The organism is Rhodopseudomonas palustris (assembly GCF_013415845.1).
Classification (GTDB): Bacteria; Pseudomonadota; Alphaproteobacteria; order Rhizobiales; family Xanthobacteraceae; genus Rhodopseudomonas; species Rhodopseudomonas palustris_F.
The window spans coordinates 2,197,620-2,218,342 of record NZ_CP058907.1 but is presented as its reverse complement, the minus strand read 5'-3'; the positions used below and the strand labels follow the sequence as shown (position 1 = coordinate 2,218,342).

20 protein-coding genes are annotated in these 20,723 nt (G+C 64.7%); 5 read left to right on the top strand and 15 right to left on the bottom strand.

Going from position 1 to position 20,723, the window contains the following annotated elements:
- Window positions 1-49: 49 nt before the first annotated feature.
- Window positions 50-199 (bottom strand): hypothetical protein, encoded by a 150-nt coding sequence (locus HZF03_RS10160; protein ID WP_158306660.1) that lies wholly within the window; start codon window positions 197-199, stop codon window positions 50-52.
- Between the two features lie 269 nt (window positions 200-468).
- On the opposite strand from HZF03_RS10160, the gene bioB reads away from it, so the two are divergent.
- Entirely contained in the window at window positions 469-1,479 is a 1,011-nt protein-coding gene (gene bioB / locus HZF03_RS10155; RefSeq protein ID WP_011157600.1) for a biotin synthase BioB, read from the top strand.
- 61 nt (window positions 1,480-1,540) lie between these two features.
- On the opposite strand, the gene HZF03_RS10150 is transcribed toward bioB, so the two are convergent.
- The 4 genes from HZF03_RS10150 to HZF03_RS10135 all read right to left on the bottom strand — a co-directional run bounded on the left by HZF03_RS10150 (window position 1,541) and on the right by HZF03_RS10135 (window position 5,230).
- Entirely contained in the window at window positions 1,541-2,257 is a 717-nt protein-coding gene (locus tag HZF03_RS10150; RefSeq protein ID WP_011157599.1) for an NUDIX hydrolase, read from the bottom strand.
- A 7-nt stretch (window positions 2,258-2,264) separates the two neighbouring features.
- Window positions 2,265-3,287, bottom strand: a complete 1,023-nt coding sequence (locus HZF03_RS10145; protein WP_012495559.1) for an ABC transporter substrate-binding protein — start codon at window positions 3,285-3,287, stop codon at window positions 2,265-2,267.
- Window positions 3,288-3,345: 58 nt separating this feature from the next.
- A complete protein-coding gene (locus tag HZF03_RS10140; protein ID WP_011157597.1) occupies window positions 3,346-4,140 on the bottom strand; it encodes an ABC transporter permease in 795 nt (264 codons plus the stop codon).
- Window positions 4,141-4,369: 229 nt separating this feature from the next.
- Entirely contained in the window at window positions 4,370-5,230 is an 861-nt protein-coding gene (locus HZF03_RS10135) for an ABC transporter ATP-binding protein (RefSeq protein ID WP_165858104.1), read from the bottom strand.
- 47 nt (window positions 5,231-5,277) lie between these two features.
- Here HZF03_RS10135 and HZF03_RS10130 point away from each other — a divergent pair, with 47 nt between their 5' ends.
- Together HZF03_RS10130 and HZF03_RS10125 are read left to right on the top strand one after the other, a co-directional pair.
- A complete protein-coding gene (locus tag HZF03_RS10130; RefSeq protein WP_234832192.1) occupies window positions 5,278-6,072 on the top strand; it encodes an ATP-binding cassette domain-containing protein in 795 nt (264 codons plus the stop codon).
- On the top strand, window positions 6,069-7,616 hold the full coding sequence (locus tag HZF03_RS10125; protein WP_119017866.1) for an ABC transporter permease/substrate-binding protein: 1,548 nt from the start codon (window positions 6,069-6,071) through the stop codon (window positions 7,614-7,616). The genes HZF03_RS10130 and HZF03_RS10125 overlap by 4 nt, the downstream gene beginning before the upstream one ends.
- 151 nt (window positions 7,617-7,767) lie before the next feature.
- Here the strand turns inward: HZF03_RS10125 and HZF03_RS10120 are convergent, their stop codons facing one another.
- The 6 genes from HZF03_RS10120 to HZF03_RS10095 form a co-directional block, all read right to left on the bottom strand.
- Window positions 7,768-8,880: a TolB-like translocation protein gene (locus HZF03_RS10120; RefSeq protein ID WP_133303224.1), complete on the bottom strand. Its 1,113-nt coding sequence runs from the start codon at window positions 8,878-8,880 to the stop codon at window positions 7,768-7,770.
- Window positions 8,881-9,424: 544 nt separating this feature from the next.
- Window positions 9,425-10,279 (bottom strand): SDR family oxidoreductase, encoded by an 855-nt coding sequence (locus tag HZF03_RS10115; RefSeq protein WP_119017864.1) that lies wholly within the window; start codon window positions 10,277-10,279, stop codon window positions 9,425-9,427.
- A gap of 113 nt (window positions 10,280-10,392) precedes the next feature.
- Entirely contained in the window at window positions 10,393-11,625 is a 1,233-nt protein-coding gene (locus HZF03_RS10110) for an ABC transporter substrate-binding protein (RefSeq protein ID WP_119017863.1), read from the bottom strand.
- Between the two features lie 98 nt (window positions 11,626-11,723).
- Window positions 11,724-12,452 (bottom strand): FadR/GntR family transcriptional regulator, encoded by a 729-nt coding sequence (locus HZF03_RS10105; protein ID WP_119017862.1) that lies wholly within the window; start codon window positions 12,450-12,452, stop codon window positions 11,724-11,726.
- A 289-nt stretch (window positions 12,453-12,741) separates the two neighbouring features.
- Complete coding sequence (gene ilvC / locus HZF03_RS10100) at window positions 12,742-13,761, bottom strand: ketol-acid reductoisomerase (protein WP_011157590.1); 1,020 nt, start codon at window positions 13,759-13,761, stop codon at window positions 12,742-12,744.
- Between the two features lie 194 nt (window positions 13,762-13,955).
- Window positions 13,956-14,831, bottom strand: a complete 876-nt coding sequence (locus HZF03_RS10095; RefSeq protein ID WP_119017861.1) for an EamA family transporter — start codon at window positions 14,829-14,831, stop codon at window positions 13,956-13,958.
- Window positions 14,832-15,042: 211 nt separating this feature from the next.
- Between HZF03_RS10095 and HZF03_RS10090 the strand changes: the two genes are divergently transcribed.
- On the top strand, window positions 15,043-15,441 hold the full coding sequence (locus tag HZF03_RS10090) for a host attachment family protein (RefSeq protein ID WP_012495549.1): 399 nt from the start codon (window positions 15,043-15,045) through the stop codon (window positions 15,439-15,441).
- Window positions 15,442-15,444: 3 nt separating this feature from the next.
- Here HZF03_RS10090 and ilvN read toward each other — a convergent pair whose 3' ends face one another.
- The 3 genes from ilvN to miaA all read right to left on the bottom strand — a co-directional run bounded on the left by ilvN (window position 15,445) and on the right by miaA (window position 19,213).
- Entirely contained in the window at window positions 15,445-15,987 is a 543-nt protein-coding gene (gene ilvN, locus HZF03_RS10085) for an acetolactate synthase small subunit (RefSeq protein WP_011157587.1), read from the bottom strand.
- Window positions 15,988-16,118: 131 nt separating this feature from the next.
- On the bottom strand, window positions 16,119-17,897 hold the full coding sequence (locus tag HZF03_RS10080; RefSeq protein ID WP_119017860.1) for an acetolactate synthase 3 large subunit: 1,779 nt from the start codon (window positions 17,895-17,897) through the stop codon (window positions 16,119-16,121).
- A 365-nt stretch (window positions 17,898-18,262) separates the two neighbouring features.
- Window positions 18,263-19,213, bottom strand: coding sequence for a tRNA (adenosine(37)-N6)-dimethylallyltransferase MiaA (gene miaA, locus HZF03_RS10075; protein ID WP_119017859.1), 951 nt, complete (start codon window positions 19,211-19,213; stop codon window positions 18,263-18,265).
- Between miaA and serB the strand changes: the two genes are divergently transcribed.
- A complete protein-coding gene (gene serB, locus HZF03_RS10070; RefSeq protein WP_012495546.1) occupies window positions 19,212-20,105 on the top strand; it encodes a phosphoserine phosphatase SerB in 894 nt (297 codons plus the stop codon). The genes miaA and serB overlap by 2 nt on opposite strands.
- Before the next feature lie 24 nt (window positions 20,106-20,129).
- On the opposite strand, the gene HZF03_RS10065 is transcribed toward serB, so the two are convergent.
- A complete protein-coding gene (locus HZF03_RS10065) occupies window positions 20,130-20,672 on the bottom strand; it encodes a hypothetical protein (protein ID WP_420853856.1) in 543 nt (180 codons plus the stop codon).
- Window positions 20,673-20,723 lie beyond the last annotated feature (51 nt).

The following is a 20,723-nucleotide window of genomic DNA, read 5'->3' as shown; positions in this document are numbered from 1 at the left end:
GCTGTCGTGCGATCCCCTGAGTGCCCAGGCAAAACTGCCCAGACGGCCCTCAGGGGCGGCTAAGAAGCAGCAGCCCGCCAAGCGCGAGGGTCTCGAGCGCTTCGAAAGCGGCGGCGGTCGGAATCAGCACAGCCGGAATCGCGGACGCGGCGGTAACCGCCGTTCCTTCCATCCCGATGCTGCCGCTGCCAATCGTCATTCCCGACACCTTCAGGGTCCTATCGTCTTCGACAACCGCTAAAAGAGCGTTAGGTTGACGCAAGAGTCCGACGGACCGAACGGCTAGTCTTGTAAACGACCTCGCCACTGTTTCGCAACGCCAAATCGTGGGCAAAAGCCCTGATAAAGCGTCAGAAACCCTGACCTAAACCATGGTCGGGCTGGCGTTGCATCGCCATGGGTTTCTTCACCCGCCGAAACCGCTTATGGCTGTGCACCAGCCGAACGACCCCGACCGGAGCACCGACGTTGAACTCGATCGCCCATTCCACGCTTGCCGCCGCCAGCCCCACCATCCGCCACGACTGGACCCGCGAGGAAGCCGCGGCGATCTATCACGCGCCGTTCGCCGATCTGATGTTCCGGGCGCAGACCATCCACCGCCAGACGTTCGATCCCAACCAGGTGCAGTGCAATCAGCTGCTCAACGTCAAGACCGGCGGCTGCGCCGAGGATTGCGGCTATTGCAGCCAGTCCGCCCATCACGACACCGCCCTGCCCGCCTCCAAGCTGATGGAGCCGGCCAAGGTGATCGAAGCCGCCAAGGCGGCTCGCGACGCCGGCGCGACGCGCTATTGCATGGGCGCGGCGTGGCGCTCGCCGAAGGAGCGCGACATGGCTCCGGTGATCGAGATGGTGAAGGGCGTCAAGGCGCTCGGCATGGAAGCCTGCATGACGCTCGGCATGCTGACGGATGATCAGGCCAAGCAGCTCGCCGACGCCGGCCTCGATTACTACAACCACAACATCGACACCTCGGAAGAGTTTTACGCCTCGGTGGTGAAGAGCCGCAGCTTCGGCGACCGCCTCGACACACTGGAGAAGGTGCAGGACGCCGGCATCAAGGTGTGCTGCGGCGGCATCCTCGGCCTCGGCGAGAAGCCGACCGACCGCGTCGAGATGCTGCGCACGCTGGCCAACCTGCCGCAGCACCCGGAGAGCGTGCCGATCAACATGCTGATCCCGATCGAAGGCACCCCGATCGCCAAGACCGCGACGCCGGTCGATCCGTTCGAATTCGTCCGCACCATCGCGCTGGCGCGGATCATGATGCCGAAGTCGGACGTCCGCCTCGCTGCCGGCCGCACCGCGATGAGCGACGAGATGCAGGCGCTGTGCTTCCTCGCCGGCGCCAACTCGATCTTCATCGGCGACACCCTGCTGACCACCCCGAACCCGGGCGACAGCAAGGACCGGGCGCTGTTCAACCGCCTCGGCATCACCCCCCGCGACGACCTCGGCGTCCACGCGCACAGCTGAGACGCGAACCAAAAGACCGTCATGGCCGGGTTCATCCCGGCCATGACGAGCCGGCAAATAATCAGTCCTCACCGCGCAGCAGCATCGTCAGGAATGCGGTGACGAAGCGCGGCATCGAGGGCAGGAAATCGTCCTTCGACCGCACCAAGTGCATCCGGCTGAACTCCGGCTGTTCCTCCTGCGCCAGGTGCTTTTCAACCCGGGCCTTCAACGCGTCGCCGGGCTGATCGACATCCAGAATTCGCAGCATCGCCACGAAGGCGCCGGCCTCGACGCAGTGCCAGTGATCGGCGGCTTGATAGTCGAACCGCGTCAGCCCGGTCTCTTCTTTGACCTCTCGCGCCACGCTGGAGGCCATCTCCAGCCGGCGGTTGCGGACGTCAGAAGGATCCGGCGTACCGCCGGCGAAGTACACCCGGCCGGCATTGGAAGTGTGTGCGCCCATTTCGCCGAGCAGGATCGCGCCGTCGCTGGCGCGGATCACGCCCATGCCGAAGCCGTTGAATACCGAGGCGTCCGGAAACTCCCATTCGCGCCAGCACAGGAAGCTGGCAAAGTCGGTTTCGAAGAACTCGGCGCTGAAATACGGGCCGTCGAATTGCGGCCGGCGCGCCATCAGCACGCGGCCGTTCCAGAGCTTCGGCTGCTCCGCCCGCCGGTGCTCGAAATGCGCGTCGATGTCGCTGCGGCGCGCCGTTGCGAATGGCCAGGCATAATCACCGACCCAGAGGTCGAGCTGCCCCACGCGGTGAATGGTGACGGGCGCCGACGCGCTCATCGCAGGATTATTTCGCGGCACCAGACGCCTTCGCCTGTTCGACGAAGGCGTTGGTGTAGGTCTTGGTGACGTCGATATTCGCCCTCGCCACATCCGGCGAGCTGGTGCTGAAAACCGCCAGCACCGCATCCGCCCCCTTCGGGTCCATCAGGCCCGTGGTCGAGTACATCGGGATCGTGTTCTTCAGCGCGGCAACGTATTGCGCCTTGTCCTTGCCGACGATGTTGGCCGGCATCTTGTCGGCGATTTCCTCGGCCGAATGCGCATGGATCCAATTCAACGTGCCGAGGATCGCCTTGGTGAGCCCCTGCGCCTCGTTCGGATGCGCCTTGATCCAGGCCGTGGTGGCGTACAGCGCGCCGCCCGGATAGTCGCCGCCGAACACCTCGCGCGTGTCGTGCTCGGTGCGGGTGTCGCTCAGGATGCGGAGGTCTGCGTGCGCCGCCTGCAGGATCGTCACCGCCGGATCGAGCATCACCGCGGCGTCGATCTGGCCCTGCTGCATCGCCGCCACCGCGGTGGCGCCGAGGCCGACGCCGACCACCGCGACATTGTTCGGATCGACGCCGTTCTTCTTCAGCAGGTACTTCAGAAAGAAATCGGTCGACGAGCCCGGTGCGCTCACGCCAACCTTCTTGCCGGCGAGTTCCTTGATCGACTTGATCTCCGCCGTGTGGCCCGGCGACACCGCCAGCACCAGACCGGGATAGCGGTCGTAGACCACGAAGCTCTGCATCTCCTGCTTCTTCGCGGCAAGGTTGACGGTGTGGTCGAAATAGCCGGAGACGACGTCGGCGCTGCCGCCGAGCACGGCTTTGAGCGCATCCGAGCCGCCCTTGAGATCGACCAGTTCGACGGCGAGTCCGGCCTTGTCGTACTCGCCGAGCTGCTTGGCCAGCACGGTCGGCAGATAGCACAGGCAGGCGCCGCCGCCGATCGCGATCGTCACCTTGCTCTGCGCCTGCGCAGCCCCGGCGGTGAGCAGGATCGCGGCAAGCGCCGCAGCGAAGTGTCGAAAGCCGGCCTTCATGGCGTTGGTTCTCCCCAGACGAAACGGCAAGGACAATAAGCCAAAGCCGCGCCCCGCTCTAGTCCGCCTGCTGCGCCCCGCTGGGCTGCGGCCGCCACACCAACAGGCGCCGCTCCACCAGACTGACTGCGAGGTCGATCAGGATCACGAACACCGACAGCACGAACATCCCGGCGAATACGCCGGCGACGTCGAAAGTCCCCTCCGCCTGCTGGATCAGATAGCCTAGCCCGGCCGCGGCGCCGAGATACTCGCCGACCACCGCACCGACCACCGCAAACCCGATTGCGGTGTGCAGCGAGGAGAACATCCAGGACAGCGCCGACGGCCAGAACACATGGCGCATCATCTGCCGCTCGCTCATGCCAAGCATCCGGGCGTTGTCGACCAGTGTCGCGCTGGTCTCCTTGACGCCCTGATAGACGTTGAAGAACACTACGAAGAACACCAGCGTCACGCCGAGCGCGACCTTGGACCAGATGCCGAGCCCCAGCCACAGCGTGAAGATCGGCGCCAGCACCACGCGCGGCAGCGCATTGACCATCTTCACATAGGGATCGAACACCGCCGCCACCCGCGGCTGCCGGGCGAACCAGAAGCCGACCAGCACGCCCGCGAACGAGCCGATCACGAAGGCGAGCAGCGACTCCTGCAGCGTGATCCACAAGTGCTTCCAGATCACCCCGGAAGCGAACCAGGCGATCACCTGCTTGGCCACATCCACCGGCGTCGAGAAGAAGAACGGCGGCAGCAGCAGCCTGCCGGCGATCGGCACAGTGGTCAGCACCTGCCAGACCGTCAGCGCGACGAGCGCGACGAGAAATTGCAGCGTCAGGAGCTTTACGCGAGACATGCCGCAGCCCCTCCAAGTGACCAGGTAGCGCCCAAGCGAGGCGCCCTCTTCTCCCCTCCCCCTTGCGGGGAGGGGGCGGGGGTGGGGGTCCACAAAGGCAGCCTATCCTTGGAGCTTCGCCGAACCGAGGCGCCGTCCGCGTGGCGCCCCCACCCCAACCCTCCCCCGCAAGCGGGAGAGGGAGCGCGCTTTGCGCGGCGCGAGTCAGCGGCCTTCAAGATCGACGCCATCACGCCACCTGCCCGTATGCCTTCATCACCTGCTCGCGCAGCACGGCCCAGATCTCGCGGTGGAGCGTGTGAAAATCATGAGTCAGGCGGGTTTCGAAGATGTCGCGGGGGCGTGGCAGTTCGATCCGCCAATCGCCGACGATGCGCGACGACGGCCCGGCCGACATGATCACCACCCGGTCGGCGAGCGCAATCGCCTCTTCCAGATCGTGGGTGACGAACAACACCGCCTTCCTGTGCGCACTCCACAGCTGCAGCAGCAGATTGCCCATGATCTGCCTCGTCTGCGCGTCGAGCGGGCCGAACGGCTCGTCCATCAGCAGGATCTTCGGATCGCGGATCAGCACCTGCGCAAGGCCGACCCGCTTGCGCTGGCCGCCCGACAGCATGTGAGGATAGCGCTGCGCGAACGCGCCGAGTCCGACCGTCTCCAGCCAGCCCTGCGCGCGGCTCAGCGCTTCGCTGCGCGGCGTGCCGGCGATCTCCAGGCCGATCGCGACGTTGTCGATCGCGGTCTTCCAGGGAAACAGCGCGTCGGCCTGAAACAGATAGCCGGCCTGCGGATTGAGGCCATCGAGCGGGCAGCCGAAAATCCGGACCGCGCCGGCGGCAGGGCGCAGCAGCCCGGCCGCGACGTTGAGCAAGGTCGACTTGCCGCAGCCTGTCGGCCCGACGATCGCGACGAACTCACCGTCTGCCACCGTCAGCGTAGCGTTCTCCACCGCCGTATAGGTCCGCGCATCGGCGAGCCGAAACGCCACCGTGGCGTCCTTCAGCGCCACCGCCGCATTGTCCGTCTGAGTCACGCCCTCTCCCCGCCCGCCTGCTTGCTGCGACCATTCAACGCCGCGCGCCGACATGCAAGTCCGGCTTGCGCCCTGCCGTCTCCGGCGGCCATGCTACGACCATGACGAGCGCAGCATCGCCGATGATCGCCTACGACAGTGTCGCCAAGAGTTTCGGCGGCGGCCGGATCAAGGCAATAGACGGTGTCTCGCTCGCCGTGCAGCGCGGCGAATTGCTCGCCATCGTCGGCGGCTCGGGCTCCGGCAAAACCACGCTGCTGCGGCTGACCAATCGCCTGATCGACGCCGATGCCGGCGCGATTGCGATCGACGGCCGCGATATCCAAACCGTCGATCCGATCGCGCTTCGCCGCGGCGTCGGCATGGTGTTCCAGAATGGCGGGCTGTTCCCGCATCTCTCCGTTGCCGGCAATATCGGGATCACGCCGAAGTTGCTAAACTGGTCGAAGCGCGATGTCGCGGCCCGGGTCGATGAGCTGCTCGAGCTGGTGCGGCTCGATCCCGCTCAGCATCGGGACCGCTTCCCGCACGAGCTCTCTGGCGGCCAGCGCCAACGCGTCGGCGTCGCCCGCGCGCTCGCAGCCAGGCCGGAGATCGTGCTGATGGACGAGCCGTTCGGCGCGCTCGATCCGCTGACCCGCGATGCGCTCGGCGAAGACTTTCGCGCCCTGCACGACCGGCTGAACCTCACCACCGTGCTGATCACCCACGACATCACCGAGGCGCTGCTGCTGGCGGACCGCATCGCGGTGATGCATCGCGGACGGCTGCTGGCGCTCGGCACCGCGAGCGAGCTTGCGGGCAACCGAGACGCCTACGTCGCCGACCTGCTGCGGACACCACGTCGGCAGGCGCAGCGGCTCGGCGCCTTGCTTTCGCGAGGCGGCGCGGCATGAGCCTGTTCGCCGATCCGCGCTGGCGCGACGCGCTCGCCAACCTGCCCGACTATCTCGGCGCCCATGTTCGCGTCAGCCTCGCGGCGCTCGCGCTCGGACTGATCGTCAGCCTGCCGCTGGCAATCTTCGCCCGGCATCGCCCAGTGCTCCGCGGCACACTGCTCGGCTTCGCCGGCATCGTCCAGACGATCCCAGGTCTGGCGTTGCTGGCGCTATTCTATCCGCTGCTGCTGGCGCTGGCGGCATTGTCGATGAGCGCATTCGGCGTGAGCTTCTCTGCCTTCGGCTTCCTGCCCGCCGTGCTGGCGCTGGCGCTGTATTCGATGCTGCCGGTACTGCGCAACACCATCACCGGGCTCGACGGTATTGATCCGGCGCTGATCGAAGCCGCCGAGGGCGTCGGCATGACTGAACGCCAAGTCCTCACCATGGTCGAGCTGCCGCTGGCAATGCCGGTGATCATGGCCGGCATCCGCACGGCGGCGGTTTGGGTGATCGGCACCGCGACGCTGTCGACGCCGATCGGTCAGACCAGTCTCGGCAACTACATATTTGCCGGCCTGCAGACTCAGAATTGGATTCTGGTGCTGTTCGGCTGTGCCGCCGCTGCCCTGCTGGCGCTCGCCGTCGATCAACTGCTGGCGCTGGTGGAGATCGGCCTGCGCCGCGGCAACCGTTGGCGGATCGGCTTAGGCACCGCGGGCATCGCCGCGATCGTGATCGCGACACTGCTGCCGGGCGCCACCACTCGCACTTCTTACGTGATCGGCGCCAAAACCTTCACCGAGCAATACGTACTCGCCGCATTGCTGCAGCAGCGCCTCGAGTCTAGCGGTCTTGCGGCCAACACGCGTGCCGGCCTCGGCTCCAGCGTGATCTATGAAGCATTCAGAAGCGGCGACATCGACGCCTATGTGGATTACTCCGTCACGCTATGGGCTAACCAGTTCAAACACCCCGGCATCGCCGCGCGCGATCAGGTGCTCGCCGACCTGAAACAGGATCTCGCCAAAGACGGCATCACCTTGCTGGGCGAACTCGGCTTCGCCAATGCTTATGCGCTGGTGATGCCGCGTGCGAAGGCAGAGCGGCTGAAGATCCGCTCGATCGCCGACCTCGCCGCCCGCGCGCCGTCGATGACGATCGCCGGCGACTACGAGTTCTTCTCCCGGCCGGAATGGGCCAACCTGCGCCCCGCCTATGGGTTGGCGTTCAAGACCGAACGACAGATGCAGCCGGACTTCATGTACGCCGCCGTCGCCTCCGGCGAAGTCGATCTCATCGCCGGCTACACCTCGGACGGGCTGATCGCGAAATACGACCTCGTCGTGCTCGATGACCCGAAGCAGGCGATCCCGCCCTACGACGCGGTGCTGCTGCTCGCGCCGAAACGCGCGAGTGACAGCAAGCTGCGCACAGCCTTGAATCCCCTGCTCGGCCGCATCGACATCGAGGCAATGCGCGAAGCCAATCTGCAAGCGGGATCAGGGGGCACGCCGGACGCGGTAGCGCGCGCGTTGTGGGAGCGTGTGAAGCCGCGGTAACGTGGAGCGGATAAGCGGAACACCATCCGCTCCCAGACTCGCCCTTGCAAGCTGCTTGTACCGCTCTCGTCACTCAGAAAGCCGCAGACGCCAACTCATCTCAATTCACGGCTAGCGGGATTTTCGATCCGCCGCAACGTGGGCCGAACATTCAACGCATAGCGGGCGATTCATCGACCGCAAGAATAATTGGCTCGATGGCCCTGAGATACTCGGGTGAATGTTCGACACGCATGCTGGTCACCCGCTTCGAAACAAGATCAACGCTACGGATTCGATAATGATCTTCAAACAACTCATTCACCAACAGCGAATTTCCGACAAATGCTCCCGACGAGAGGGCAAGACCTTCAACGGCGATTTCATCGCGAACAACACCGTCGAGATCGGCCACCACCATATTGTAACGGTGAGGACTTTCTTTTCTGTTCGTATTTAGAAAAGCCACTCGTTTCCCGTCACCAGACAAGATCGGCATGGTCGAATAACCTGCGACCGTGAAACGCGGAGCTAAGGTAGTCGACCTATTCAGGATTGTTGCGGTTGAAGGATCAAACTCGAGTACGTAAATCTCGCTCATGTCGCATCTTAGAATGTTGCCATCTACGCAGGGGCTTGATTCAAGACTGCGACTTCCACCCGCGCTAAAGGCAATTTTGTTGCCGCCTACGCTGATTGGCGACAGCATGGATGCTTCATAGTTGGTCAGGCGCACTGGCATTTGCCCTTTACGCACGACGAAGACGTCGACCCCTCTGCTGCCATTCGCTCTTTGCACCGTTGTGGAAAATATGACGTTCCCATTCTGAACGTCGACTGGCGAGGACAGCGCCGCTTTAGTACGGAACAAGACAGAGCAATGCCATGTGATTGTTTCACAGCTCAGCAATTCCCGATCTTCGCTCCCCACCATCTGTCTGGCAAAGACCAGACGTTCCCCGTCCATAGAAAAGCGCGGCGACCAATGCGTATAGCTGTTGGTCGCGATCAGCCGACCGGCGTCGCTTACGCGATCCAATAGAACGATACCATCAACCTCATCACCGAGAGGCACTTGAAACGCAACCATCCTGGTAGACGCGGTGAATCCGCCAAGGATTGATAGCTGTCTAGCCTGCGCAAGGCGATCGACGCCGCTGATTGCCCCTCGAAAAGACGCGTAACATTTCTGCATCTGACTTTGGCACGATGAGAACCACCAAGCAGCGGCAGCCACCAATCCGCCGACGACGACCGCATTGATCGAGTAATTCAATTTCCTCAAATTGATCTCCGAAATTGACGGCTAAGGAGAATGATCAAACCACTGGAGTGCTGAACTACGATTGGGAAAAGCTCTAAAATTGTCACGACCACGCCGCGGCCCAACGTCAGAACTCGGCACTTCGCATCGTTCTCGACGCAACAATGAGTTTGCCCGCAACGAGCGACGGCGTTGATGTCTCTTTTAGGTCAATCGCGGATGGCGTTGATCGGCGGCAAGGACGTTGGCTACGCCGCCGAAATCGGAGCTCATTCTGAGCCTTGTCGGCTCCGAGGCAGGTGCTAGGGCTGATCGCCGCGGCTCGTGGCATTTGCTACCATAGGCCGGATCAGTGGGAGGCGTGAGCGACCGCCGGTCGGGCTTAGGTCATATTGACCGTGATCGGCCGCGGCAGATGCCGATCACGAGCGGTAAACCGCTCTTCACTGGGTCTTCTGCGTATCCACAGGCCGTCCCGGCAGACGCCTGCTGTCAGGTCGCCCAGACCGGACGGGACCAACCAGCTCGATCGCGTCGAGGATCACCCCTGCAACCATCAACTAAGTCATGACTTCTCGGGCTTCAGTCCCAGCCGTTTGGCGACGATCTTGTCGATCCAGCGCGGCGGCAGCTTGGTCGAGAGCCAGAACTGCAGCGGACCAGGGGTGATCACATCGTGCGCGTTGGGTGACGGCGCGGTCAGCGCGTCATAGACGTGCTGCGCGATCGTCTCCGGCGGCAGACCGCTTTCGTCCATCTCAGGTAGCAGCGCGCGCAGCTTCTGCAGCGCCGGATAGAACGGCGAGTTCGCAAACCGCGACACGTCCTCGCGCTCGGCCTTGCCCCAGATCGGCGTCTTCACGGCGCCCGGCATGATCACGACCACGTCGATGCCGAACAGCATCAGTTCGCGCCGAAGCCCGTCCGACAGGCCGTTCAGCGCGTGCTTGGAGGCCGAGTACGCAGCCATCAGCGGATTGCCGAACTTTCCGGCGATCGACGACATCATCACGATCCGCCCTGGCGCACCGCGCAGCGACCGGTCGGTGCCGAGTAGCGGCCCGAACGCCTGGGTCGCAAGGATCGGCCCGATCACATTGACCTCGAACTGCCGGCGGAATTCGTCGGCCGGCAGATCGAGCACTGGGCCCGCCACCGCGATGCCGGCATTGTTGACGAGCCCGGCGAGCGTCTCGCCGTCGAGCGCCCGTCGCACTTCGTCCGCGGCGGCCCGGATCGCGGTTTCATCTGTGACGTCGAAAACCAGCGGCGTGAAGCCGGCCCCTAATTCAACGATCAGCCGCTCAGCGTCGCTGTGTTTCCGCACGCTGCCGAACACGCGAAATCCCTTATCCAGCAGCATCCGCGCAATGGCATGGCCGATCCCGCTGGACACGCCGGTGACGACGACAGATTTCATGGCTAGCTCCGTTCGAACGCACGCATCCTATCACAGCAAAAACGGGACCGCGTCACCGCGATCCCGTTGCATGACAGTTGATCGGGCCTGCCGCGCGGCAGGCCGAAGCGTTGTTACCGTCCCGCTTCGGCCACCTCGCCCTTGATGACGTCACCGAAGCGCTGCCAGCGTTCGCCCTTGAAGGCCATCATCTGGAACTGATCGATCGGCGCGAAGTCGGTCGGCGAGGTGTTGACGGTGACGCCCGGCAAGAGACCGTCAAGCTGTACGCCCTTCATATTGGCCGCCTGCTTCATCAGGTTCTCGCGGGACAGATCGTCGCCGCACATCCTGAGCGCCTGCTCCATGGTCTGAGCGATGCTGTAGCCGGACAACACCGTGCTTTCCATCGCCTTGCCTTCGGGAATGTATTTTTCGACGAAAGCATGGAATTTCTTCATCCCGGGGTCGTCGTTCCACTGCGGATCGGTCGGGTCCTTGGCAAAGGTCGCGGACACCAGATCCTGCGCGTTCTCGAGGCCGGCCGGCTTCAGCACGGTGCCGAGCGACGACGAGGCATTGGGCACGATGTGCAGCGGCTTCCAGCCGAGTTCGGCCACCTTCTTGATCGACTGCGCAGCGAACTTGCCGGTGGCGAACGAGAACAGCGTGTCGGCGCCGGACGCCTTGAGCTTGACGATCTGCGAGTCGATGGTCGGCTCGGCGACTTCGTAGCTCGCTTCTGCCACCATCATCGACGCGGCCTTGTCGCCCAACCCTTCCTTCAAACCGCGAATGTAGTCCTTGCCGAAATCATCGTTCTGATAGAGCACGCCGATCTTGGCGTTCGGCTTCTCCTTCAACAGATACTTGGCGTAGGCGGTGGCTTCGGCCTGATAGCTCGGCAGCCAGCCCATGGTCCACGGGAACTGCTTCGGATCGTTCCAGCGGGTCGCACCGGTGGCGAGGAACAGCTGCGGGACTTTGCGGGCGTTGAGATACTTCTGGATCGCGACGTTCGACGCGGTGCCGACGTTACCGACGATCGCCATCACCTCGTCGCTCTCAACCAGCTTGCGGGTCTGTTCGACCGTCTTCGGCGGCGAGTACGCGTCGTCATAGGAGATCACGTTGATCTTGCGGCCGTTGATGCCGCCTTCTTCGTTGATCTTCTTGAAGTACGCCGCGTAGGTCTTGCCGAGGATGCCGTAGGCCGAGGCCGGGCCGCTGTACGGCACGGTGTTGCCGAGCTTGATCTCGGTGTCGCTGGCGCCGGGGCCGTACTTCTTCTGAGCGAGCGCCGGCCCTGCGACCAGCATCGCGATCGCAGCCGCGAGTGCGGCCACGGAAGTCGTCGTCATACGCATTTTTGATCCTTCTTCTTGCGTTTCCTCGATACGGCAGACGCCGCGCGAAGCTCTCCCGTTGACCGGGGCTGTTGTGGCGCGTCAGGGACGCGCGTGTTTCAGGTGGTATTCGTGGTGGCTGTGCCACCCTGCTCGGCGAGCGCCCGCACGTCGGCGGCGGCGGTCTCGACGTGGCGACGCACCAGTGTGGCGGCGGCGGCTTCGTCACGCGCCTCGATCGCAGCAACGAAAGCGCGATGATCGTCGAGCGACCGGCGGCGGATCGCGTCAGACTCGAAGTAGCGCTCCCGCCAGCGCCGGCTCATCAACATCAGTGGCGTCAGCGTGCGCACCAGAATGCGATTCTGGCCGGCGGCGACCATCACGAGATGGAATTCGACATCGGCTTCGGCCAGATCGCCGCCGGCCTGGATCGTCGCCGCGTAGGCCTGCAGTGTTTGATGGAGCTTGGAGAGATCGGCGTCGGTCCGCCGCCGGCAGGCAAGCCGCAGCGCCTGCTCCTCGCAGATAATTCGTGCTTCGGTGACGTCGCGCGTCACTTGCGGATCGAAGGTCAGGCCGAGATCGGCCTGCAACACCAGCGCATCCAGCCCGCCATCCTCGACGGCGTTGCGCAGGTAGATACCCGATTTCGGCCGGCGCTCGGTGATGCGCATCGCATCCAGCACAGCCAGCGCCTCCCGCACCGAGCTGCGCGCCACCCCGAACCGCTCCGACAGCTCCCGTTCCGACGGCAGCCGGTCGCCCTTCGCGAGCCGATGATGCTGCACGAACTCCAACGTCTTGCGGACCGTGTGCGAGGTCTCGGAACTGAGCGGGATCGCCATGACTGACCCTACCAATCTGGTCAGACCAGATCAAGCAAGCAGGGCTGCGGCGGATTGCACCGGCACCAAACGAAAAACGGGACCGCGTCACCGCGATCCCGTTCGCATTGGCTGTAGCTGGAAGCCCAGCGCCGAGCACAGCGATCTCCCTCGCCCCGCTCTTGCGGGGAGAGGGTTGGGGTGAGGGGCAACGCGGGCACGGAGTCTCGGCCGCGTTGAAACGCCCCCTCACCCGGATTGCTGCGCAATCCGACCTCTCCCCGCACGCGGGGAGAGGTAACTACCCAGCTTAGTTCTTCGACTTGTCCACCAGTGCGCCCTTCTTGATCCAGGGCATCATGTCGCGCAGCTTGGCGCCGACTTCCTCGATCGGGTGCTGCGCCAGCTTGGCGCGGGTGGCCTTGAACGAGGTCTGGTTGACCTTGTTCTCGAGCATCCAGTTGCGGGTGAAGATGCCGTTCTGGATGTCGGCGAGCACGCGCTTCATCTCGGCCTTGGTCTCCGGAGTCACGATGCGCGGGCCGGTGACGTATTCGCCGTATTCCGCCGTGTTGGAGATCGAGTAGTTCATGTTGGCGATGCCGCCTTCATAGATCAGGTCGACGATCAGCTTCACTTCGTGCAGGCACTCGAAGTAAGCCATCTCCGGCGCATAGCCGGCTTCCACCAGGGTCTCGAAGCCGGCCTTGATCAGCTCGACCAGACCGCCGCACAGCACCACCTGCTCGCCGAACAGGTCGGTCTCGCATTCCTCGCGGAAGGTGGTTTCGATGATGCCGGCGCGGCCGCCGCCGATCGCCGACGCGTACGACAGGCCGAGGTCATGGGCGTTACCCGAGGCGTCCTTGTGGATCGCGATCAGGCACGGCACGCCGCCGCCGCGCTGATACTCGGAGCGCACGGTGTGGCCCGGGCCCTTCGGCGCGACCATCAGCACGTCGAGATCGGCGCGCGGCTCGATCAGGTTGAAGTGGACGTTGAGGCCGTGCGCGAACAGCAGCGCCGCGCCCTGCTTCATGTTGTCGTGCAGATGCTCGCGATAGATGTCGGCCTGCAATTCGTCCGGCGTCAGCATCATCATCACGTCGGCCCACTTGGCGGCCTCGGCGACTTCCATGACCTTGAAGCCGGCGTTCTCGGCCTTCTTGGCCGAGGCCGACCCCTTGCGCAGCGCGATCGCGACGTCCTTGACGCCCGAATCCTTCAGGTTCAGCGCGTGGGCATGGCCCTGGCTGCCATAGCCGATGACGGCGACCTTCTTGCCCTTGATCAGGTTCAGATCGGCGTCGCGATCGTAGTAAACTCGCATCCTCGTTCCTCTTTCTCGGCGGCCCGTCCCGCCCGTGCTGGTATGATCGGGCCATGCCGGCCGACCGTTGAATTGCCGCTGGTTTTTAGGGGTCCGGGTGTCCGGACACAAGCCCGCGGCGGCGATTTGTGGCGGTTAGGACAGCATGGCTGCCGCGTTCCGGAAAACCCGCCTTTTACGACTTTCGGTGCCCCTCAACCCACCTCCGGCAGCGGCGGCCGGGCCCGGCCGAACAGCAGCATGATGGCGAGGCCCGCGACCACGATCAGCATCCCGGCGAGCCGCAGCGGGCCAAACGTCTCCCCGAACACCAGGCTCGACGCCCCCGCCCCGATGAACGGCACCAGCAATGCAAAAGGCACCACCTGCGCGGCGCTGTAAGCGTGCAGCAGCCGTCCCCAGATCCAATAGCCGATGGTGGTCGAGCCGATCGACAGCGCCAGCATCGCGCCCATCACGCCGGGCGACAGATGCGTCAGCGACTGAAGGATGGCCGGGACGCCATCGCTGACCCAGGCCGCCAAGGCAAGCGGCGGCAGCGACGCCAGGCTGATCCAGGCGAACAGGTCGAGCATCGGCACATCGCGGGCGCGGCGCAGCAAGAGATTGGTGAAGGCGAAGCTGATCGGGGCGGTCATCGTCACGGCGAACGCCAGCACGGTGAAGTCGTAGCCGACGGTCAAACAGATCATCAGCAGGCCGCAGGCAGCGACCGCGATGCCGCTCAGTTGCGCTCCGGTCGGACGCTCGCCGAGCAAAAGCGCCGCGAACCCCACCGTAAACAGCGCCTGGCTCTGGACGATCACGGCGGTCAATCCGGCCGGCACGCCGTGGGCGATGCCGTAGGTCTGGGTGAGATATTGCCACACCAGCAGCAGGCTGATCCCGATCCACACCGGCCACGCCAGCTTCGGCCGCGGCAGCAGCAGGCACGGCAGCGCCGTGATGGCGAAGCGCAGCAGATTGAGCAGCGACGGCGACATCTCGGTCAGCGCGTAGCGTGTGAACACGAAGCCGAGGCCCCAGATCACTGCCACCAGAACCGCGAGCGCCGTGTCGGCGGGCTTCATCGTCGTTTCCGTCCCCTCGTCCGGCACCTATCGCGCCGCATTGCCCGGGTCGTAGCTGATCCGTCCGCACCCGGTAACCCGCCTCGCACGCGGAGCTGTATCCCGCGCAACGATGCCGCAGCCGGGAACGAAACATCGGCACATCCCGTTGCCGAATGGACGCCCGGCCAATAGCCGCGCCGGGCGCTGCTATCGAAAGGACGATCCGGATATGACGCTGATTCCGCACAACACGCTCGTCGTCGTCGCTGATGGCCGCGGCGCCCTGCTGCTGCGCAACACCGGCAAGCCGGCCGACGTGACGTTGCGCCAGGAGCGCAAGCTCGAGCCGACCAATCTGGACAACGACGGCCCGTCGGGCTCGCGCCCCGAGGAGCAGAGCCAGAGTCAGACCGACGAAGCGACCTTCGCCAAGCAGCTCACCAACACGCTGAACAAGATGAAGCTCGACGGCGAGTTCGATCAGCTCGTGCTGGTCGCGGATCCGCAGACGCTCGGCCAGATGCGGCCGATCCTGCACAAGACCGTCGAGGCCTCGCTGATCCGCTCACTGGCGAAGGATCTCACCAACCATCCGCTCGAACAGATCGCCGAGGCGATCGCGGCGTAGCTGTTACATCCCCTCCGCGCCGCGGCCGATCGCGGCGACGCCGGTGCGCACCACTTCGACCAGGCCCAGCGGGCGCATCAGCTCGATGAACTGATTGATCTTCGACGAGTTGCCGGTGATCTCGAACACGAAGCTCTCGGTCGAGGCGTCGATCACCCGGGCGCGGAAGGCTTCCGCAAGCCGCAGCGATTCGACGCGATGGTCGCCGACGCCCCGAAGCTTGACCATCGCCAGCTCGCGCTCGATCGAGCGGCCGCTTAACGTCATGTCGACGACGCGATACACCGGGACCATGCGGTCGAGCTGGTTCTTGATTTGCTGGATCACCATCGGCGTGCCAGTGGTGACGATGGTGATGCGGGACAGGTGCTTCTGCGCCTCTGTCTCCGACACCGTGAGGCTTTCGATGTTGTAGCCACGGCCCGAGAACAGCCCGATCACCCGGGCCAGAACGCCGGGCTCGTTCTGCACGATCACCGACAGCGTGTGAGTCTCGTTCGGATCGTGGCGCTCTTCCATGAAGTAAGCGGATGCGGGCTGGGTCATGTCGTGCTCTCAGGTTTGAGCTGAATTGTCAGTGAGCGTCATTGTCGGGCTCGACCCGGCAATGAGCGGAAATCGATGGATGCGCGGGTCACGCCCGCGCATGACGTCGTTCTTGAAGCAAGCGCCTTGGATCACACCAGCGCCTTGCCGCCAGCGAAGGCGGCTGCGGTGGCTTCGTCGGTGGCTTCGGCCGGCAACAGCATTTCGTTGTGCGCCTTGCCCGACGGAATCATCGGGAAGCAGTTCTCCAGCGCGGCGACGCGGCAGTCGAACAGCACCGGCTTGTTCACCTTGATCATGTCCTGGATCGCGCCGTCGAGATCGGACGGTTTGACAACCTGCATGCCGACCGCGCCGTAAGCTTCAGCCAGCTTGACGAAGTCGGGCATCGCCTCGGTGTAGGAATGCGACAGCCGGTTGCCGTGCAGCAGCTGCTGCCACTGGCGCACCATGCCCATGTACTGGTTGTTCAAGATGAAGATCTTGATCGGCAGCTCGTACTGCACTGCCGTCGCCATCTCCTGGATCGTCATCTGCACCGAGGCGTCGCCGGCGATGTCGATGACGAGGCTGCCCGGATGCGCCACCTGCACGCCGAGCGCCGCCGGCAGGCCGTAGCCCATGGTGCCGAGGCCGCCCGAGGTCATCCAACGCTTCGGCTGTTCGAAGCCGTAGAACTGCGCCGCCCACATCTGATGCTGACCGACTTCGGTCGTGATGTAGGTATCACGGCCGCGGGTCGCCTCGTACAGCCGCTGGATCGCGTATTGCGGCATGATGACGTCGTTGTTCTTCTTATAGGCAAGCGAATTGCGCGCGCGCCAGGTCGCGACCTGCTGCCACCACGGCTTGATGTCCGGCTTCTTGGCTTCGGCCTTGAACGCACTCAGCAGGTCGGCGAGCACGGTGGCGACGTCGCCGATGATCGGCACGTCGACCCGGATGTTCTTGTTGATCGACGACGGATCGATGTCGATGTGGATCTTCTTAGCGTTCGGTGCGAACGCGTCGGTGCGGCCGGTGATACGGTCGTCGAACCGCGCGCCGATGCACAGCATGACGTCGCAATCGTGCATCGTCATGTTGGCTTCGTAGGTGCCGTGCATGCCCAGCATGCCGAGCCAGTTCTTGCCCGAGGCCGGATACGCGCCGAGACCCATCAGCGTCGAGGTGATCGGGAAATCGGTGATCTCCACCAGCTCACGCAGCAGCCGCGACGCTTCGGGGCCCGAGTTGATCACGCCGCCGCCTGAATAGATCACCGGCCGCTTGGCATTGGCCAGCAGCGCAACGGCCTTACGGATCTGGGCGGGATCGCCCTTCTTGTTCGGCACGTAGGAGACGTGGACGTCGGCCTTGCGCGGCGGATGATAGGTGCCGGTGGCGAACTGCACGTCCTTCGGCACGTCGACGACCACCGGACCCGGACGGCCGCTGGTCGCGACGTAGAACGCCTCGTGCAGCACCTTGGCCAGATCCTCGATCCGGCGCACCAGCCAGTTGTGCTTGGTGCACGGCCGGGTGATGCCGACGGTGTCGCACTCCTGGAAGGCGTCGTTGCCGATCAGATGGGTCGGCACCTGGCCGGTGATGCACACCAGCGGGATTGAGTCCATCAGCGCGTCGGCGAGCGGGGTCACCATGTTGGTTGCGCCCGGGCCAGAGGTCACCAGCACCACACCCGGCTTGCCGGTCGAGCGCGCATAGCCTTCGGCCGCGTGGCCGGCGCCCTGCTCGTGCCGGACCAGGATGTGCTGGACGTCAGACTGCTGGAAGATCTCGTCGTAGATCGGAAGTACCGCGCCGCCCGGATAGCCGAAGATGTGCTCGACACCGTGATCCTTAATCGCGCGGACGATCATCGCCGCACCGGTCATCTGGTTCGGATCGTGGCTGTTGCTGTCGCTCATGTTTAGGCTCCGGATGCGCCTCTGGCGCTGACGTTCGGGTGGTTCGGACAAGCTCGATTCAGGAGAACCGTGTTCAGGCAATAAAAAAGGGCCCGTCGAAGGCCCTCAGCGCACCGTCCGTTCGCGGGGTGGAGTCTATCCACCCCCGGCGGTGCGCCTGGGTACGATGACGAGAAGCAGGTCGGAAATTTTGTGTCGCATGTGGCCGGCTCGGCTTCCCAAAGGTTGCGCGCGGACCATACCCCTCAAACCCTGAATGTCAAGGTGGAGAAGACCCGTACGGATCAAACCTTAGCCGGATTCCAGGGCGGTCGCGAGAGGTAATAACAGGCAGGCGGCATGCTGCGAGCGCCGCGGCACGCGCGTCACGCGCGCGCCGGAACCACAGTGTTCAGGAATGCGTCCGCCTCCTCCGGCCTCACCCATTTGAACTCCGGCAGTTGATGCCGAAACCAGGTGAACTGCCGCTTGGCATAATGCCGGGTATCGGCAGCGCCGATCGAAGCCGCTTCTTCCAAAGTGATCTCGCCGCGCAAGTGCCGGATCAGTGCCGGCACACCGTGAGCTTTCATTGCCGGCAGCAGCGGATCGAGTCGGCGTTCGGCCAACGCGGCGACCTCGTCCAGTGCCCCGCCCTGCAGCATCGCAGCGAATCGAGAGTCGATCCGCGCGTAGAGCGTCTCGCGATCCGGGGCCAAGAATACCGCCACCACATCATCCGGCGGCAGCAGCGGCGGCGAGGTCTGCTGGTGCCAGTCGGCCAATGGCCGACCGGTCGCCAGCACCACCTCCAGCGCGCGGGCGATTCGCGTCCGATCGGCCGGCGCCAGCCGCGCCGCCGCCTCCGGATCGTGGCCGGCCAGCTCCACATGCAACGCCTGCACCCCGTCCCGGTCGAGCCGCAGCCGCACCGCGTCGCGGACCTCGGCGGGGACCGGCGGCACCGCCGAAAGTCCCCGTGTCAGCGCCTTGAAATACAGCCCGGTCCCGCCGATCAGGATCGGCAGCCGCCCGGCCGCGCGCGCGTCCGCCAGCGCCGCAGCCGCCGCTTCGACATAAGCTCCGGCTGAGAAATTCACCGCGGCATCGACCGTGCCGTAAAGGCGATGCGGGGCCAGTGCCTCCTCATCCGGTGTCGGCCGGGCGGTGATGATGCGAAGGTCGCGATACACCTGCATCGAATCGGTGTTGATGACGGTGCCGCCGCTCGCTTGCGCCAGCTTCAGTGCCAAGGCCGACTTGCCGCTGGCGGTCGGCCCTGCGATAAGCACGGCCGCCGGCCGCCGGCCGTGCCGTTCCGGACCTTCCGCTGTCATGTCGCTCGTCGCCACGCTCATCTGCAATCCGAACAATCCCGCGCTGGATTCGACCGTGATCGAGGGGGCGCGTGCGGTGCTGCCCCAGCCCAATGAAGCAGTCTGGCTGCACGACGAGATCGCCGCCGACATCTTCTTTGCCAGCACCGAGGATCCCCTGGTGCTCGCCGACCGGCTACGCGCCGCCCGCGGCGACCTGCCGGTCGATGTCGTGGTGCAGCCTGCTGCGACCCGGCGCAAGAAGCTTTTTCTCGCCGACATGGATTCGACCATGATCGGCCAGGAATGCATCGACGAGCTGGCCGGCTTCGTCGGGCTGAAGGACCATGTTGCTGCGATCACCGAGCGGGCGATGCGCGGCGAAATCGAATTCGAGCCAGCGCTGCGCGAGCGCGTCGCGCTGCTCAAGGGCCTGCCGCTCGACGTGATCGGCCAGGTGCTCGACACCCGGATCACGCTGACGCCGGGCGGCCGCGCGGTGGTGCAGACGATGCGCGCCAATGGCGCCTACACCTGCCTTGTGTCCGGCGGCTTCACCCAGTTCACCCATGTGGTGGCCGAACGGCTCGGCTTCGCCGAACATCGCGCCAACGAACTCCTGAGCGAGGACGGCAAGCTGACCGGCACCGTCGCCGAGCCGATCCTCGGCCGCGACGCCAAGCTGGCGACACTGCTGGAGCTGCGCGAAGCCGACGATCTCGACGCGATCGACACACTGGTGGTCGGCGATGGCGCCAACGATCTCGGCATGATCCAAGCCGCGGGTCTCGGGATCGCGTATCACGCCAAGCCTGCGGTCGCCGCAGCGGCCCACGGCCGCATCGATTTCGGCGACCTCACTGCCCTGCTCTATGCGCAGGGCTATCGGCGCGACGAATTCGTCGCCGACTGATCCCTTCCCTGTCTCGGTCTCAGGCTAACGCAGCAGCTCCCGCCGATAGTGCTCGCGCAGGTCGGCCAGCACGATTCCCGACGCCATCATCACCGCGTGGATGTGCAGCATGAAAGCCTCGGGCGGCGAGAAGCCCTCGGTGCGGGCCAACTGCGCCAGAACCGCTTCGGCTTGAGCCCGATCGTCGGCAGCCTTATCGGCGCGCAGTGCAATGGTGGTGATCCGCTGCGGGCGTAGGCTCGCCACCACCGTGCCATAAGGCCGAACACCATCCGCAATCGCGTCACGCATGGCCGGCGGCAACCGCTCCGGCACGTACCAGTTCTCGGCTTCCGACAGCACACGATCACCCCAGCGCAGCCAGACCCGCCGGCGGCGCAACGTCTCGCCGGCCCGCGGCTGTAACGGTCCATCGTAGCAATCCGCCTCCACCGCCTCGTCGGCGAGCAGCGTGATCGCGATCGCCTCGGCCTCATAAGGATGATGACGCCGGCACCACGCGATTAGCGCCGCAGTCGCGGTGTCATGCTCCCGCATGACCTTCAGAAACTTGTCGACGCTGCTCACGAATTCGGCCCAGCTTTCAACGGACGTGCCACGCAACACGCCGTGGCATCA